We start from the raw sequence: 16,448 nt of genomic DNA, 5'->3' as shown, positions 1-16,448 counted from the left end.
GTGTTAAAACGTATTTTCTCTGGTTCAAAATCCGAATTAAAATGACCGCTCTCTCAAATTTTGAGAACACGGTCACTTTGTATAAAGATTAATTAGTTGAATTCTTATTCATTTTCATTGGACTTTATATTCAATATTTAACTGTCGGCTGAATATTGCAACACTTACCGTGCAGGCCACACCAATTATAGCAATCAGGACATCAAACCACATAATGCCATGAATACTACTTTTAGAAATGATTCCTGTAACCAACGGAATCGTGAATGACGCAAGCCCGCTAGCAGTATAATATATGCCCGTTACAGTACCCTTAGCGGCAGGAAACATGTCACTCATTACTGTTAGTCCAATTTGCATAACACCACCTGCTGCAGAAACTCCAATGATAAAAGAGCAAGCATTCATTACCAATTCTTGCGGAACGGATGCCATTAACACAAGTACAACCAATGAAACAACAGTATCACCTATCATCACCCATAATGAACTAACAACACGATCTACAATAACTGCCATGAGAAGCACGCCAATTATTGAACCAATACTATACAGGCTGACTAAAAACCGTGCATGAACCATTCCCAAATGACTAACCACTTCACCATATTTGGTTAACCACTGGCTGATTAAATAGAAAGTTGCCATGGAGACGTAGCCAAACAAAGTTAGAATGACGCCCAACATAATTCGTTTAGTACTCGGCTTAGAATGATGGGCTGACTCAACGTTACTGGCCACATACTTGGCCTGTGGTAATTTGTCATCACCTGTCGTCATTTGTGGAAACTCACGGAAAGATAGATAAATAAAATTAATGCTCAGAATTACAGCACAAATAACAAACGACCATCCATACCATAATTGATCTTGTTCCAACCCAGCAACTAGTAACGGTAAAATGAGTTCGCCGATGGATGCGAACGCCTTAATTAGAATGTTGGCCGTCGCTTGAGATTTAGGAAAAAATTCCATTAGGGCAGGATATGTGCCGGAATCTAAAAATGAATTTGCCATTCCTGCCAAAATCCCCCAAAAATAAGCCTGGGTTGTTGTGGTACTAAATATAATGCCAATAAAAAAGGGAATGTACGTTAAAATGCCTAGCTGGACAAAAAATTTACGTCCAATACGGTCAGAAAGAAAACCAGAAATATACAACACTAGCAGTCTGCCGATGCCTAGTGAAGAAATGACCATGGCTACACCGGCATCTGGAACTTTCCATTGATGACCTAGGGCCGTCATATTTTGAGCCAAGATAACAATAGCCATCCCGTGAACCAGATAGTTCAGATACAGACTTAGCGTCGTTTTAACACGTATACTGTCCTTCATCATTAACTGCACCTATACCTTGTTGGATTTGAATTGAGTAACAAAGTATACATGTAAGCGTTTTCACATAATGCCATTTTAGTATGCCACTCATGAAATAACAATCCTTTGAGAAGCAAGCCAAGTATGATTCTCCCCCTTTTCCTTTGTTTCCAAGTATCATCAAACCAAGTGAATATTTCCTTGAGGGAGGTTAAATCATGAGCGAACAAAAACAACCAGCCATTACTGCCGTTGTGACTGTTTATAATCTTGGTAATTATCTGGATCCCTGTTTGGACAGTTTAGCGCGCCAGACATTAAGCGATTTCGAAGTCATTATGGTTGATGACCATTCAACAGATGGTTCAAATAGTGTTATCGAAAAATGGGCGCAAAATGATTCTCGGTTTATTGCCGCGCATTTGCCAGAGCACAGCGGTGTCTCAGCCGCCCGCAACTATGGCATTGACCATGCGAGCGCACCTGTGATCTGCTTTATTGATGGTGATGATCTATGTGAACCAAACTATCTGCAAACCTTCATAGATGGTATGAGCCAACCCGGTGTCGACCTTGTAACTGTCGGCTATCGTTGGGGTGGCTATGCTCGCGGAGCCGTTTCCGGTATCACCGGATGGCACGAAATTAGTCAAGACGACATGTTATCCGAAGCTACAGAACACGGTACCCAAATTGGTGGCTACACTTGGAATAAAGCATTCCGAGTTAGTGTTATCAATCGACTTATGCTGCGTTTTGATACCCATTTAAAATTGGCTGAGGATCTGTTATTTACCGCTGATTACGAAGCTGGTGCACAGCGTTTTCTATTTAATCCAACTCTCGTCTATAACAAAGTAAGTCGACCAGGGAGCACTATTCACACAGCCTCAATGGCTATGCGGCGCGGTGAGATGGAAGTAGACGCGCACATTGATCAGCTGCGAGAAAACCTGCATGCAGGATGACGATGACTGCCCACTGGCTTATAATTGTGGGGAATAATCACACCAAAGGAAGTTTTTCGCATGCAGTTAACCGCGAATTCAATGACACCAGCTGGCTATCACCAAATTGAACAGGAAATCACCCGTTTGGAGTTGGACCGTCCCAACCGCATCAAACAGTTGCAGGAGGCCCGCGCATTAGGCGACCTATCGGAGAACGCTGAGTACAGCGCCGCCAAACGTGATTTGCGTCACCTAGAAAGCCGTTTGCGTTATCTTAACAAGTTGCTACAATACGCGGAGGTCGTCACACCAGAAACGACAGATCAGATCGAGGTTGGCAAGCATGTCGATGTGCAATTCGAGGACGAAAACGATACTGACACTTTCCAGATTGTTGGTAAGTTTGAAGCAGATTTAGATGCTAACAAAATTTCGTTTGATTCACCCTTAGGACACGCCATGATCAATCATAAGGTTGGCGACACCGTCACGGTTAAGGCACCAAATGGGGATTATCAGGTTACAATCAGGAAAATTAAGGGTTAATTAAGGGTTTGCCTACACTGGCAAGCCTTTTTTCGTTTTAGAATCAGGTAAAATGAAGGTAATCATTTTTCGAAAGGTGTTTGTTCATGAAAAAGGTCCTTATTATTGAAGACAATCAAAGTCTGGATGATCTGCTAATGACCGCACTTCAGCCACATTACGATGTTCAGTACGTCCGAGACGGCGCCGCTGGCATTAATACTGCACGGAATTTCGGGCCGGATGTAATTTTGCTCGATTTGATGTTACCCATCCTCAGCGGTGACAGCGTGCTGAAAACGATCCGTCAATTTAGCCTAGTGCCAATAATCGTGCTCACCGCTGTTCAGGACAAGGAGCGAACCGTTAAGTTACTGCAATCTGGGGCCAACGATTATGTAACCAAGCCATTTGACCTCGACGAACTCCGAGCTCGTATCGAAGTCCAACTGCGACAGCCGGAAGTTAGCCCCGTTATTCATACGTTTGCAGACATTAGCTTAAACACTGACACCTATGAAGTTACACGCGCAAATCACAACATCACGCTGTCTGGCAAAGAGTTCGCGATTCTAAAATTGTTAATTGCACATCCCCATCAAGTATTCAGTAAAGCAGACATTTACGAGACTATTTGGAACGAACCTTATATCGGTGCCGAAAACACTTTGGCCGTTCACCTCAGTAATTTGCGTAAGAAGATTAATTTTGCTGAATTGCCTGAATATATTGAAACTGTTTGGGGTATTGGGATTCGTTTATCTAATTAAAGGAGGATAAAGTAATGCTTATTATTTTAGTTATTATGACATTGCTCTGCCTACTGTTAATTTATTTACTAATTAGACAAACACTTGGTATCCAGCATATGACCCACAGTCTGACTTATATCAATCATCATCACACGAATGCAAACGTGACACTGCCAGTTAATTCGCGTGCATTAGCCAACCTAGCAAACGAAATCAACGTGAATTTAGATCAAACAAATTTACTAACCCGTCAACAAGTACTCAATGAACAAGAAATCCGCGCTGTTATGACTAATCTATCACACGATATCAAAACACCACTCGCTGTGGCCTCTGGCTACACTCAATTATTGCAACAGGAAGTTACATCTCTTGACGCAAATAAGTTAGCCAAAGTTGCGACAAGTTTAGCTACCGTTAGCGATTATCTCAAAACGCTAATGGATTTTAGTCTGTTAAACGAGAAAAGAATCAGCTTAAAGCCCGAACGTTTGAACATCTCCGACTTGTTACAAACGAATATCCTTTCTTTTTATGACATGTTCACGCAACGTCAACTGGAACCAAAGCTCACAATTCAACCAGACCTAATCTTGTTAACTGACAAGCCATTATTCAACCGTGCCTTACAAAATCTCATCAGCAACATGGCTAAATATGCGAATTCTGTCGCTTCAATCAGTGCGCAAACTGACGAAAACGGGCATCTTGTTCTCACATTCGTTAATGATACGAGTGACTCTTTCAACATCGAAGACATCAAACGTTTCAACACAAAAAATCCCAAGACCGGCACCGGTCTTGGGTTAAGTATTACTAAATCAATTTTAGAGCAACTTGGTGGCACATTTACCGTTGCCCATGACCATACGAAGAACCGCTTTAGTGTGACAGTCGTCTTCAACCCCGCAATCACAGTTCTTGATGATTAAGCGTCACGATTGTTAATAGCCATGCCGCAATAATGATGCCAATTCCGACGCTTATGTACGGTGCCATCTGTGACCATTTCAAAAAACCTCCAGCAAAATCATTGACGGTTATGAAAAAGTTAACGTACTTCAACCAGTGCCAACCTGTCTCAGCCGCAAGTATTGAAATCGCAATCGGCCAAGCTGGAACCATCACACTCGCTAGAATAATGCTTTTAAACAGCGCTAAAACAAACATTGCAACGGCAAAAACAACTGCCACTGCCACTGCGTCACTCACTGTATTGGTAAATAATGTTTGTAACACTTTCCCGGCCGATCCACCAGCCGGATAACCCTTAATTGAACCAGCAATCAGCACTGTAACAAAATAGGACAGCATCATAATAAAAATTGTCAGCAGCATAATCCCAAATTTTTCAACAACAAAGGTGAGTCGGCTGACGCCTGAAGTCAGTGTATTCTTGTATGTTTTTTGACTAAATTCATAACCAACAGTCACCACAAACACGACAATCAGTAGGAATAACACCACACTCACAGACAGTGAGGCAGCCATCATTGCGTGAATCAAAGTCCATTTACCAGTACGAAGTGTGTCAATCAAATTCATATTAACATCGACACCGCCAACATTTTTGCTAACGGCTGAGCTTATGCCCATCAAAATAATCGCTAACAACGTCAAGTAGATTCCTTTGGTGCGCATTAATCTATACGTGTCCGCTCTAAATAATCGTCCCATTTTAGTTAGCCTCCTGTTTATTGGCGTCAGTAATTAATTGCGTATAGTAGCTTTCTAAGGACCCCTCGCGCCGTTCAATTTCCGACACACGAACACCCGCCGTAAGCAATTCACGATTGATTAATCCCGCGTCAGCAACCAAGTTATAAATCATTACATGTTCATCATCGATAACAGTAAACTTACCTACCCTTAGCTGATCTAACACTTGTGAGGTTGTATCAACGTTATCGACATGAACCATCAATCCGGATTGGTTTGCTTGATCCATCGAGACCTTATCAATTTCTTTGATCAAACGGCCTCGATGAATGAAGCCAAATCTAGTAGACACCTGATATAATTCCGTTAAAATATGGCTAGAAATTAGAATCGTCATTTGATTGGCCTGATTTAATTGCTTTAGTAGCTGTCTAAACTCGATGATGCCTTCTGGATCAAGCCCGTTAATCGGTTCGTCAAGGATTAAAAGATCCGGCTTACCTAGCAAGGCAATACCGAGTCCTAAACGTTGGCGCTGTCCTAACGACAGCTTTTGTGCTTTGGATTTTTCCTTTTCGCTTAACCCAACCAGTTTAATCGTGTCATCAACTTCATCAGGATTAACGATTCCTTTTTGTTTAGCAACCAAGCGCAGGTTTTGCACCACCGTCAAATGCGGAAAAAACGCTGGAGCTTCGATAATGGTTCCCACACGACTGAGTGTTTCACGGTATTTTGGCCCAGATGCTTGGCCCAATAAGGTGATAGTCCCCTTTTGCAGCGGTGATAATCCCGTTATCAATCTCATAATGGTTGTTTTACCGGCACCATTTTCACCAATAAGACCGTAGATATCTCCTCGATTAATCGTTAAATCAACATTATCCAGTGCTTGGTGTTTACCGAACCGTTTAGAAACATGTTTCAATTGAAGCGCTACTTCAGTCATTTTTTCTTCCCCCTCTACATAAACCATTATGATAGGTATTCGTAAACCAACTCTTAACCAATCATTAATTAACCCTTAATTCAGCTTTATTCAGTAAAGCATATTTCATATGTACAGCAAAAGGCCACTGAGAATTTTCATCTCGGTGGCCTTCATTTTATCTTATAACATTTCCACTACTAGAATCGTGCCCGACCCAGCGCATGTTGAGCAGCTAGATTCAACAAACTCCATTGACGGTCAAAACCAGGCTGGAAGAAGAAGTCAGCAGTAGCTAAATCTTCCAATGTCAGTTTATGCGCAACAGCTAAAGCAATCACGTTGCCTTGAGCAGTGATGTCGTACTTGGACAGAACGGCGCCACCAAGGATTTGATGAGTCAGCGGATCAAACGTCAAACTGGTATAAACATCTGTGTTACCAGCACTTTCTGGCACATAAGCTGGCCGTAAAGTGTCCTTGTAAGCACTGGTTGCGACTGGCACATCAACTTTAGCGGCAGTAGTGGTGTTCAAACCAGCAGCGGCAAAGTGATAATCAAATACACTTAATGCAGACGCACCAACGACTCCTTTGAATGGTACAGCAGGCGTATCTTCAAAGATGTGATCAACTACGTACTGAGCTTCTCGACGAGCGGTGGTTGCTAATGCGATGGGCATTGGCTTACCAGCTGGGATAGACAATGGCAGGATCGCATCCCCAATGGCATAGACATCGGGCAAATTCGTTTGTAAGTAAGGGTTAACATCGATAAAGCCACGGTCTGTTAAGTTAACTGTACCTGACAGCCAAGCCGTATTTGGTTTAACCCCTGCCGCACAAATAACGAGATCAGCTGGATAAGTCTTGTCAGCTGTCTTTACACCAGTAACAGACTTGTCGCCTTCAAACGACTTAATCGACTGAGACAAGGCCAGTTCAACACCCTTACTAGTCAACTCTTTAGTGACAACGTCAGTCAAATCTTCGTTGAGATAGTTGCCTAATGGGCGGTCAATCATATCCATTAATGTGACGTGCTTGCCAGCCTCAGTAAAGACTTCGGCAGCTTCAATTCCGATGTATCCAGCACCGATGACGGCAACGTTCTTAATGCTATCATCCGTAGTGGCCGCCTTGATCTTGCTGGCCCAATCGTAACCACGCATTGCGTAGATGCCATCTAAATCGTGACCTGGAACTGGCAAAACCGTTGGCGTTACACCAGAGCTCAAAATCAGCTTGTCATAAGCGACTTGCTCAGTCTGACCAGACTTAACATCCTTCACGCTGACTTCTTTCTTATCTGCGTTAATGGCTGTAACTTCGTGATTATTGAACACGTGGCCACCCTTGCTGGTGATATCTTCCGGTTTAAAGTTACGGACGTCTTCTTGAGCAGTTACCTTGTCCTCTAAGAATAATTCCATCCCGCATGACATGAATGAGACAAAATCACCTGCTTCATAAATCGTGACATCCACGTCCCGATATTTATCCAACAGTTCAATTGCTGATTCGTGACCACCGTGTGATGCACCGACAATAACGATTTTTGTTTTACTCATAAATAGTTAACCTCCATCGTATGTTTTAGAATCATTCTAATTCTTCTAACACACATACTGTAAAACTTACACGTTTTTGATGCAAGACCCACTCACAAATTTAAACACGCAAAAAGCCGATAACATCAAAGCTATCGGCCAATTTAAATTTTTTACAATTTATTTTTCTGCTATTTAGACAAACGGATTAAAGAATCATCCTCAAGCCCATGATAACTAGCAATAAGCCCATCATTGGCTGCAAAACCAAGTTTAACACCCGTTTGTTTAACCGGTTAATGATAATTGGAGCTAATGCTGCACCAATGATTGCTCCAATCATGAGGCCGAAACCAATGGACCAATCCACGTGACCACTAGACATGTGAAAGAGCAGCCCGATCAGCGTCGTACCGACTAACACGTATGAAGAGGTCGCGGCGGCGTGCACGGTATCCAATCCCATAAGCAATAGGCCAGCCAAGATTGGACCGCCACCACTTAACCCGGCAACACCAACCATTAGGCCACTTAAGATACCAAACGCAATCGCTTGAATCCGTTTGGTACCACCGTTTGCTGTTTTATTCCGGTGTGGCAAATACTGACGTGCAATAATCTGGACGCCGAGTAACACCAAGATAATCGCGATCACCCAGGTATAGATTTTGGTCGGTATAAACGGTGACAACAAAGAACCAACGATAGTCGCAGGCAACGCTGCCAGTAACATTCGATTACCAACTTTAGCTTCTACATTACCCGTGCGATAATGACTGTAGGCGCCGACACACAACGACGGAAAAGCCGTAAATAGTGAAGTTGCAGCCGCTACAGCAGCCGTCAAGTGAAAGATGCCAGTTAATACGCCTAAATAAATAGCCGCGCCACCACCGCCCATCGAAATCACCAGGGTGCCAATAATAAAACCAGTAATAATTAACTCAATCCACAACATGCTTTATCCTTCTCTCTAAAAAACCTCATCAGCCTCGCTCTGTTTGTCGGTCGAAGCCTTGGTGTATAGCAAGTTTTGAAATGCCATTTCTGTAATGTCATCGTCGTTCACATGCGCCATCAGATCAGCCAAAGAAAAACTTTGTTGTAATCCCAACGGTTGAGCGAACCCATAAACGGTCAATTGATAGTGATGCGTTCCCGATTTTGGCCGTGGACCGGCGTAGTGTTGTTCCAGCCATATATGTTGAGCACGCAACTTCCACCACGGTGCCCGTAAATCCTGAATGACAGAGTGCAAACTGTTTTCACCCTGAGGCACGTTCGTGTGGCGACTAAAATCTGCCGGCACAATTAAGGACTGCCCTTCGACGGGCACATCGGCAACCACCCAATGTGTCCACGGAAAACCAAACATGGCCACCGTATCGTAGTCAATCAACTTCCACGCCACCACCTTGGTAGCATTATTAATGTCATGAATCTCAAACGGAAATGATTGTGGGGTCACCCCTTCGATTTTTTCCGAAGCAATCGCATTGCCACCATACTGATCAGGAATTGTCCTATCTGAAAACGGAAATCGTAATTTCATTGTTCAAAACTCACATCTCTTTTTTATTTTACACTTTGTAAGTATAATTTACATGTTGTAAAATGTAAATATAAGCAAACCACTTTCTATGAAGGAGTCATTAATTCATGGTTCAAAAACGCGATTTATCTGCTGAAAAAATCATTCAAACAGCCACAGATCTCATTAAAGCTGACGGCGCTGATGCCGCTACTTTTGGCAACATCGCCAAGGCGCTTAACTGTCGAACGCAGGCCCTTTACTTCTACTTCAAAAACCATAACGACCTGTTGCTTGGTGTGGCAACGAACTTTTTTGCCACCCTGAATCATGAAGTCCAAACGGCCTGCTTCGATTTAAATGGTCGAGAGGCGCTAATCAAAATGGCCACCACCATCCGTAACTATGGCCGCCAAAATTTGGACCTATCACTAGCGGTGATGCGATCGTCTGGACTGCCCGACCACCTGTCAGCTTTTAATGAAACACGTCATTTATCTGAAATGATGCAGCAGTACATTGGCGATTTTATCAGCGATCCTGTACAACAGTTATCCATCTCCCGTGGTGTCCGGGCCATGATCATCGGTGAAGTTGTCAGCGAAAGTGTCGGCTGGTTTACGAACCCTGCCATCGATCGCGATGACAGTTTTGTCGACAATCTGATGCGGCTGTTCGATGAGTCACAAAAATAGATATCTGTGTGGACATGCTGTTGCGCCGGCAAGTACCACATCGTACCCGTTACGCTGACTTGAAACGCCGTTCCGTGGGACCGGTATCAGCCCCAAAGTCTGGGTCTTCAACCTCGACTTTGAACCCATAAACCAGGTTTCAAAGCTCGCCCTACAACACTAAATGGCTAAAACCACGCCATTAAGTGTTGTTACCACGGAACTCTGTTTCAATTCAGCTCCACTTCTGTCAGAAATATCCTTTCATCCGCCCAGATTCTGGGATGAAAGGATATTTTTGTGAACTTGACTGCTAGATTAGCTGGAGGGCGTCAACAGTGATACCGAGCCGTGAAGGTGGTGTTAATTCGAATGATTTTCTCGAATTTACACCACGGACGGGCACAGCGACTCGCGGGTCACGAGGCTCTGTGGCGAGGCGAAAGACCGTGAACTTCGGGCTTGAATCGGTCCCACGGTGAGCGTGTCACTGTTGACAACCGCAAGCGACATATCATCACCCACAGTCATCAATAAGGTTTTACTCTTTAGCCATTATATTTCGAAACGATATTGCTTTAATGATGGTAAGCTGACATGATATACTTTTCTCACTAAAACTAACTCAATTCAGAAGGAGTCTTCATTTAATGTCACAGAACCCAAATACCGCACCTGATGCACCTGACCCCAAACCTAGTCCTGTCTATGTACAAACGGAAACCGAGGTTTTGGATCACTTCCATAGTGATCTCGAAACGGGGCTAACAGCCGCAACTGCCGCTGATCGACTGGCCAAGAATGGGCCAAATGAACTGACAGCTCATGTCACACCAAAATGGTTGATATTCCTGCGTCAGTTTAACAACGTAATTATCTACATTCTGCTATTTGCGGCTGCCTTTACCCTTTTCATTCGTCACTATTCCGACGCCGTCGTTATCGGTCTGGTAGTTATCATTAATGCCTTGATTGGCTACTTTCAGGAAGTTAATGCCAGCAACGCGCTTGATAAGATCAAGTCGATGTTGTCTACCGAAGCCACTGTTATTCGGGACAGTGCACGGACAGATGTGCCGGCCACCGAGTTAGTAACTGGGGATATTGTCTATCTGGAAGCGGGTGACAATGTCCCTGCCGACATGCGAATTCTCGACTCTGATAATCTACGGATTCAAGAATCGGCTTTGACCGGTGAACCAGATTCTGTGCTCAAGAACTTTGACCCACTGAAAGACAGTAAAACACCGCTAGCTGAGCGTGAAAACATGGCCTACGCCAGTACTGCCGTGACCAATGGGAGTGCTACTGGTATCGTCACGGCAACTGGACACGACACTGAACTTGGTCAAATTGCCGATGATGTAACGGATGTTAAACAAACCAAAACACCATTGATGAAGGAACTCGATCGTTTGGGAACCTGGATTTCCTACTTCATCATCGCCGTTGCCATTGCACTGTTTATCTTTGGTTGGGCGCGTCACTTATACGCGTTGCCAACCCTCGCGCTAGCAATCATCACCATGATTGTGGGTTCCCTGCCTGAAGGGTTGCCGGCTTCAACTTCCGTCATCCTCGCGATGGGCGTGAACACGATGGCGCGCAATAAGGCAATCGTTAAAACATTGCCATCCGTGGAAACGCTAGGTGCTGTCGACATTATCGCCACGGATAAAACTGGGACGTTAACGAAGAACGAAATGACAGCTCAGGATATCATTACTAAGGATCATCAGTATCAAGTTACGGGAACTGGCTATCAACCTAAAGGTCAAATTGTGGCAAATGGTCAACCAGTTAACGTTCAGGATGACCCAGTCTTGAAAGAACTGTTAATCAGTGGTTTCGAAGCCAACGATACCATGCTACAAGAAGAAGATGGCCAGTGGATCCTGAATGGCGAACCGACTGATGGTGCCTTTCTCACGCTATACCACAAAGGCTGCGGCATGGACGAACCTGCGTTTGAGGAACTGGATCGCATTCCGTTTGACTCTGACTATCGTTACATCGCCCGCCTCAGCGTCCGTGAAGACGGTCAACATGAAGTGTTCGTAAAGGGCGCGCCTGACAAGCTTTATGAAATGGCGCAGGCTGCGGACCCAACGTTTAATGTCGATCACTGGAACGACGTCATTCACGACTTAACTACTCAAGGCAAACGTGTTGTGGCAGTGGGCCGTAAACTCGTGGGCAAAGATGTTAGCGAAGTTACACACGAAACCTTGCGCGATGGTGTCGACTTTCTCGGAATCGTCGGGATTATTGACCCGCCACGTGAAGAAGTTATTGATGCGTTAAAAGAAATGCGGACAGCCGGGGTCAAAGTTAAAATGATCACCGGTGACCATCCCGACACGGCAACTGCCATTGGTCGTCAACTAGGTTTGGCAGACAACATCCAAACCATCACAGGCGCGGAGTTAGACGACATGTCACCTGACGAACTCCGTGCCAACATCAATCGGTACGATGTGTTTGCCCGCACAACTCCAAGCAACAAATTGGCCATTATCAAAGCCTACCAGGAAAACGGGAAGATTACCGCGATGACCGGTGATGGTGTCAACGATGCGCCCGCTTTGAAACGCGCTGATATCGGTGTCGCGATGGGGATCAAGGGAACCGATGTAGCCAAGGATGCGGCAGATATGATTTTAGTCGACGATAACTTTACGACGATGACAAAGGCCATTCGTGAAGGCCGGCGACTTTACGACAACATTAAGAAGACCATCGCCTTCCTGTTGCCAACGAGTTTCGCCGAAGGTTTAATTGTCGCGTTCAGTATTTTGATGCAACAAAAACTACCTTTAGTGCCAACGCAATTGCTTTGGATCAACATGGTTTCAGCCGTCACAATTCAGTTTGCGTTCATTTTTGAACCCGCAGAACAAGGCATTATGCAGCGGCGACCGCAGAAAACTGGTTCAACCCTGATGAACAAACATGACGTGTTCCAAATGGCCTATGTGTCCGTCTTAATAGCGGCGATGGGACTGTGGGCGTTTGACTGGCTCACCAATAACGGCGTCAGCCAAGTCATTGCCAGCACGATTACCGTTAACGTCATTGTGTTAGGCAAGGTGTTCTACCTGTTCAACATTCGCAGTCCACATCTGGCCTTCTCAAAGAACTTCTGGACAAACAAAATGGCGTTTGTCGTCATTGCCGCACTGATGTTGCTGCAACTCGCGCAAGCGTACATTCCGTTTATGCAGGATATCTTCAAGACTGGTCCAATGAGTTGGAGTCAATGGGGATTGGCGATCGTCGCCGGGTTTGTCACGTTAGTTGTTACTGAAGCCGATAAGATTATTCGGATGCAGTGGCACAAACGGAAACAACCACGCATGAACTAACAACACTTAATTTACAAAAGAGGCAGTACCGTCAATTTTGTTGACAGTACTGCTTTTCGTTTGCCATGCGAGTAAACTATTAGGTGGCAGACAAGAACAAATAAAATAAGGATTGAATCATGAAAAAGAAACATTTCAAACTAAAGCAGCGTAAGCTCATTACCGCCTTGGCAACCATTGCAGTGTTAGTGTTCGGTTACTTCTTTTCGACTAATAACACCGAGGTCAAGGCCTTTACCCATGGCCCCCGCCAAGTCACCACAATGCGCCGTCATTACCGTCACTGGACCAAACAAGCTGAAAACTGGTTCAGCAGTAATTCAGGCAGTAGTACACAAACGACGCCGACTACCGCCGATGTGCCCCGTGACGCTACGGACAGTCAGTTACTGGCACTACAATTCGATGCGAATAAGTATCCAGAAAACTACGTCAGTTTGGGCAAATCAACCTTAACCAGTTTACAAATTCATGATGCCTTAGAGCACAACCATGAACAAGCCTGGTACACGATTGACTCGCCAGACACGTTGGGGCGCAGTCAAGCAGGTCAGGCATTAGTCACTTACAACAGTGTCAGCGCCACAGCCGCCATGAAGCGACCTTCCTTTGCTGAAAGCGCTGATCCAACGGGATACGAAGGCAACAATCGCATTGCTCAGTTAAACGGTTATCGCGGTTATTTCTACAACCGTTCCCACACGTTGGCGTGGTCGTTAGTTGGTAATCTTGGCGGACCCGACACCAGTAGCAATGCCATCATGCAGCGCAACAACTTAACGACTGGCACTCGTGCCCAAAACGTTGGTACAAACGGACGTAGCCAAAGCACTGCCGGTGGGATGGCTTACGCCGAAACCGCAATTCGTGACTTTGTCAGAGAACGGCCAAACATCCCCGTCTACTACGTTGTCACGCCGCTATATCAAGGCAACGAACTCGTTCCCCGCGGCACTCATGTTCAGGCAGTCAGCACAACGGATAACGGCCAAGCACTAAATATTAACGTTTACGTATTTAACGCTCAGAACGGTGCTACCATCAACTATGCCGATGGCAGTTGGACACAGAGCTAGCATGCATCATTGATGTTTGACTCCGCTCCACTGACCTGAAACGCCGTTCCCTGGGACCGGTCTCAACCCGCACAAACCGCGGTTTTCCACCTCGATTCTGAGCCACAGTCCGTCTCAGAAGTCGTCCCGTAACACTACGCGGCCAAATTCTCGCCGCCAAGTGTTACCGACACGGAACTCTGTTTCACATCAGTTCCTTTCACATTGCACATGATAAAACAGCTAGTCTGTTTCCACCCACATAATTGAAATACTTAGTTCAATGCAAACTGAGACAGGACAGTAGACTTGCGACTATCCAAGCTGGAGGGCGTCAACAGTGTTACCGCGCCGTGAAGGTAACGTTAATTCGGTGGTTTCCCGAATTTAGGTTACGGACGGTCGTGAAGACTCGTTTTGGGAGGCTTCACGGCGAGGTGAAAGACCGTGAACTTCGGGCTTGAACCGGTCCCACGGCGAGTGTGTCACTGTTGACAACCGTAGGCGACAGCGAAATCTAGATTCAAATCCAAAAACGACCTGCACAGGGTTAATGATCTAAACCTTGTGTAGGTCGTTTTCTATAGTCGCATCAAAGATGTAGCAACTGTGTGCTTAATTGATTTTCCGTTTTGGATTCAGGATGCCCATCGGATCAAGCAACGACTTGATTTGGTGTTGAACCATGTCAACATCATCGCCGAGTTCTTCGTTGACCCACTGGTTCTTCAACATACCAACCGCATGCTCACCAGAAATCGTCCCACCGAGTGCCAAGGCTTTGCGGAACATCAGTTGCAGTGCCTTGATAACATTGTCCGGCACCTCCGTTTGTTCCTTAGGCCAAACGATACTTGGGTGAACGTTACCATCACCAGCATGGCCAGCGGTAAAGATTTGTACGTGAAGTTGATCGGCTACTTCGCTGACGTAATCCATCATTGGTGCTAGTTTAGACATCGGCACGGCCATATCTTCCATAACGTGATTGTGTCCGGCAAAGACCGCTGGTAACATATCTTGCCGCAACTTTTCGATGGCCTTCATCTCGGCGTCGTCGGAAGTCACATGAATGTGTTGTGCGCCATGATCGTTCAACACTTTTTCAGTAACCTTTAACGCTTCGTCGCCACCAACGTCCAAACGAAGAATCAGCATCGCACCACTATTGTCAGCGTAACGCGTGCCCTCATACTTATCCAAAGCCGCAACCGTGTTAGCATCCAAAGCCTCCAACATTGCTGGATAAACACCAGATGCCCGCACTTCCGTCACTGCCTCTGACAGTTTGGTCATGTTATCGAAGAAAGCCAACCCCATCACCGCGTGTCCAAGCGGAATTGGGAATAACTTCACTGTGATTTCAGTAATGATGCCCAGCGTACCTTCCGAACCAACGAATAGGTGCGTCAGGTCATAGCCAAACGCCTGTTTAAACGTCCGACCGCCTAACTTGAGTTCACGGCCGTCAGCTAAGACAACCTTCAAACCCAAAACAGAATCACGGGTGGCACCATATTTAACAGTGCTCATCCCACCAGCGTTGGTTGAAGCATTACCACCAATTGCAGAAATCGGCCGTGAACCAGGGTCGGGTGCATAAAACATGCCAACTTTATTGGCTTCATCGTTCAATGTTTGATTGATTACACCCGGTTGGACAACTGCCACTGAATCCTCACGGCTGATGTCCAAAATCTTATTCATACGAATCGTTGACAACATGATGGCGCCAGCTTCTGCATCAGAACCAGAAACCGTGCTCGTCGCCGTTGTTTGTGGAATAACCGGAATATGAAACCGGCGGGCTACGCTCAAAACGCCCTTCACGTCTTCCGTATCGCCCACCTCAACGTAGGCTAATAAGTCGCCATCCGCATCACCGATGCCGTTAGGGTCATTCTTGTGTTTAGCCAGACTATCTGCGTCCGTGTACACGTCAGCGTGTGGTGTTGCTTGCTTTAAAGCATCTAAGATTTCATCTTGTGAATATGCACTAAATACTGCCATCTAAGTCGCTTCCTTACAAATTGTTAGTTACTTACACCGATTACCATAAATTTCTTCATCTCAAATGGCAAACATTTGTGTTTATCGATTTGTGAACAGCATAAACGTGTACAATCAAACTAAACTATT

14 protein-coding genes are annotated in these 16,448 nt (G+C 45.2%); 7 read left to right on the top strand and 7 right to left on the bottom strand.

Annotated features, from left to right (window positions below):
- Positions 1–114 precede the first annotated feature (114 nt).
- On the bottom strand, positions 115–1,338 hold the full coding sequence (locus LROSL1_RS01255; RefSeq protein WP_178914902.1) for an MFS transporter: 1,224 nt from the start codon (positions 1,336–1,338) through the stop codon (positions 115–117).
- A 200-nt stretch (positions 1,339–1,538) separates the two neighbouring features.
- Here LROSL1_RS01255 and LROSL1_RS01250 point away from each other — a divergent pair, with 200 nt between their 5' ends.
- The 4 genes from LROSL1_RS01250 to LROSL1_RS01235 all read left to right on the top strand — a co-directional run bounded on the left by LROSL1_RS01250 (position 1,539) and on the right by LROSL1_RS01235 (position 4,479).
- Positions 1,539–2,288 (top strand): glycosyltransferase family 2 protein, encoded by a 750-nt coding sequence (locus LROSL1_RS01250; protein WP_178913453.1) that lies wholly within the window; start codon positions 1,539–1,541, stop codon positions 2,286–2,288.
- A gap of 60 nt (positions 2,289–2,348) precedes the next feature.
- Positions 2,349–2,816 (top strand): transcription elongation factor GreA, encoded by a 468-nt coding sequence (gene greA, locus LROSL1_RS01245; protein WP_017260670.1) that lies wholly within the window; start codon positions 2,349–2,351, stop codon positions 2,814–2,816.
- Positions 2,817–2,902: 86 nt separating this feature from the next.
- Complete coding sequence (locus LROSL1_RS01240) at positions 2,903–3,565, top strand: response regulator transcription factor (protein ID WP_017260669.1); 663 nt, start codon at positions 2,903–2,905, stop codon at positions 3,563–3,565.
- Between the two features lie 14 nt (positions 3,566–3,579).
- Positions 3,580–4,479, top strand: coding sequence for a sensor histidine kinase (locus tag LROSL1_RS01235; RefSeq protein WP_178913452.1), 900 nt, complete (start codon positions 3,580–3,582; stop codon positions 4,477–4,479).
- Here LROSL1_RS01235 and LROSL1_RS01230 read toward each other — a convergent pair.
- From LROSL1_RS01230 to LROSL1_RS01210, 5 genes are all read right to left on the bottom strand, one after another.
- On the bottom strand, positions 4,460–5,224 hold the full coding sequence (locus LROSL1_RS01230) for an ABC transporter permease (protein WP_178913451.1): 765 nt from the start codon (positions 5,222–5,224) through the stop codon (positions 4,460–4,462). The genes LROSL1_RS01235 and LROSL1_RS01230 overlap by 20 nt on opposite strands.
- A 1-nt stretch (position 5,225) precedes the next feature.
- The gene (locus LROSL1_RS01225; RefSeq protein ID WP_178913450.1) at positions 5,226–6,155 is read right to left on the bottom strand and encodes an ABC transporter ATP-binding protein; all 930 of its coding nucleotides are present in this window, start codon (positions 6,153–6,155) and stop codon (positions 5,226–5,228) included.
- A gap of 179 nt (positions 6,156–6,334) precedes the next feature.
- Complete coding sequence (locus LROSL1_RS01220; protein ID WP_178913449.1) at positions 6,335–7,705, bottom strand: FAD-dependent oxidoreductase; 1,371 nt, start codon at positions 7,703–7,705, stop codon at positions 6,335–6,337.
- A gap of 187 nt (positions 7,706–7,892) precedes the next feature.
- Entirely contained in the window at positions 7,893–8,642 is a 750-nt protein-coding gene (locus LROSL1_RS01215; protein ID WP_178913448.1) for a sulfite exporter TauE/SafE family protein, read from the bottom strand.
- Positions 8,643–8,657: 15 nt separating this feature from the next.
- Positions 8,658–9,236: a YbhB/YbcL family Raf kinase inhibitor-like protein gene (locus tag LROSL1_RS01210; RefSeq protein WP_178913447.1), complete on the bottom strand. Its 579-nt coding sequence runs from the start codon at positions 9,234–9,236 to the stop codon at positions 8,658–8,660.
- A 107-nt stretch (positions 9,237–9,343) separates the two neighbouring features.
- Here LROSL1_RS01210 and LROSL1_RS01205 point away from each other — a divergent pair, with 107 nt between their 5' ends.
- The 3 genes from LROSL1_RS01205 to LROSL1_RS01195 all read left to right on the top strand — a co-directional run bounded on the left by LROSL1_RS01205 (position 9,344) and on the right by LROSL1_RS01195 (position 14,330).
- On the top strand, positions 9,344–9,910 hold the full coding sequence (locus LROSL1_RS01205; protein ID WP_178913446.1) for a TetR/AcrR family transcriptional regulator: 567 nt from the start codon (positions 9,344–9,346) through the stop codon (positions 9,908–9,910).
- Positions 9,911–10,539: 629 nt separating this feature from the next.
- Positions 10,540–13,254 (top strand): HAD-IC family P-type ATPase, encoded by a 2,715-nt coding sequence (locus LROSL1_RS01200; RefSeq protein WP_178913445.1) that lies wholly within the window; start codon positions 10,540–10,542, stop codon positions 13,252–13,254.
- 119 nt (positions 13,255–13,373) lie between these two features.
- Positions 13,374–14,330 carry a DNA/RNA non-specific endonuclease gene (locus LROSL1_RS01195; protein WP_178913444.1) on the top strand — a complete coding sequence of 319 codons (957 nt, stop codon included), beginning with the start codon at positions 13,374–13,376 and terminating at the stop codon, positions 14,328–14,330.
- A 594-nt stretch (positions 14,331–14,924) separates the two neighbouring features.
- Here the strand turns inward: LROSL1_RS01195 and LROSL1_RS01190 are convergent.
- Entirely contained in the window at positions 14,925–16,319 is a 1,395-nt protein-coding gene (locus LROSL1_RS01190; RefSeq protein WP_017260659.1) for an FAD-binding oxidoreductase, read from the bottom strand.
- Between the last annotated feature and the right edge of the window lie 129 nt (positions 16,320–16,448).

The organism is Furfurilactobacillus rossiae, from assembly GCF_013394005.1.
Taxonomy (GTDB): domain Bacteria; phylum Bacillota; class Bacilli; order Lactobacillales; family Lactobacillaceae; genus Furfurilactobacillus; species Furfurilactobacillus rossiae.
The sequence above is the reverse complement of the archived record's forward strand: the minus strand, read 5'-3'. Positions and strand labels throughout refer to the sequence as shown.

Coding starts and splice junctions, on each gene's coding strand:
- LROSL1_RS01255 (WP_178914902.1), bottom strand. CDS start 1,338: ATGAAGGACAGTATACGTGTTAAAACGACGCTAAGTCTGTATCTGAAC.
- LROSL1_RS01250 (WP_178913453.1), top strand. CDS start 1,539: ATGAGCGAACAAAAACAACCAGCCATTACTGCCGTTGTGACTGTTTAT.
- greA (WP_017260670.1), top strand. CDS start 2,349: ATGCAGTTAACCGCGAATTCAATGACACCAGCTGGCTATCACCAAATT.
- LROSL1_RS01240 (WP_017260669.1), top strand. CDS start 2,903: ATGAAAAAGGTCCTTATTATTGAAGACAATCAAAGTCTGGATGATCTG.
- LROSL1_RS01235 (WP_178913452.1), top strand. CDS start 3,580: ATGCTTATTATTTTAGTTATTATGACATTGCTCTGCCTACTGTTAATT.
- LROSL1_RS01230 (WP_178913451.1), bottom strand. CDS start 5,224: ATGGGACGATTATTTAGAGCGGACACGTATAGATTAATGCGCACCAAA.
- LROSL1_RS01225 (WP_178913450.1), bottom strand. CDS start 6,155: ATGACTGAAGTAGCGCTTCAATTGAAACATGTTTCTAAACGGTTCGGT.
- LROSL1_RS01220 (WP_178913449.1), bottom strand. CDS start 7,705: ATGAGTAAAACAAAAATCGTTATTGTCGGTGCATCACACGGTGGTCAC.
- LROSL1_RS01215 (WP_178913448.1), bottom strand. CDS start 8,642: ATGTTGTGGATTGAGTTAATTATTACTGGTTTTATTATTGGCACCCTG.
- LROSL1_RS01210 (WP_178913447.1), bottom strand. CDS start 9,236: ATGAAATTACGATTTCCGTTTTCAGATAGGACAATTCCTGATCAGTAT.
- LROSL1_RS01205 (WP_178913446.1), top strand. CDS start 9,344: ATGGTTCAAAAACGCGATTTATCTGCTGAAAAAATCATTCAAACAGCC.
- LROSL1_RS01200 (WP_178913445.1), top strand. CDS start 10,540: ATGTCACAGAACCCAAATACCGCACCTGATGCACCTGACCCCAAACCT.
- LROSL1_RS01195 (WP_178913444.1), top strand. CDS start 13,374: ATGAAAAAGAAACATTTCAAACTAAAGCAGCGTAAGCTCATTACCGCC.
- LROSL1_RS01190 (WP_017260659.1), bottom strand. CDS start 16,319: ATGGCAGTATTTAGTGCATATTCACAAGATGAAATCTTAGATGCTTTA.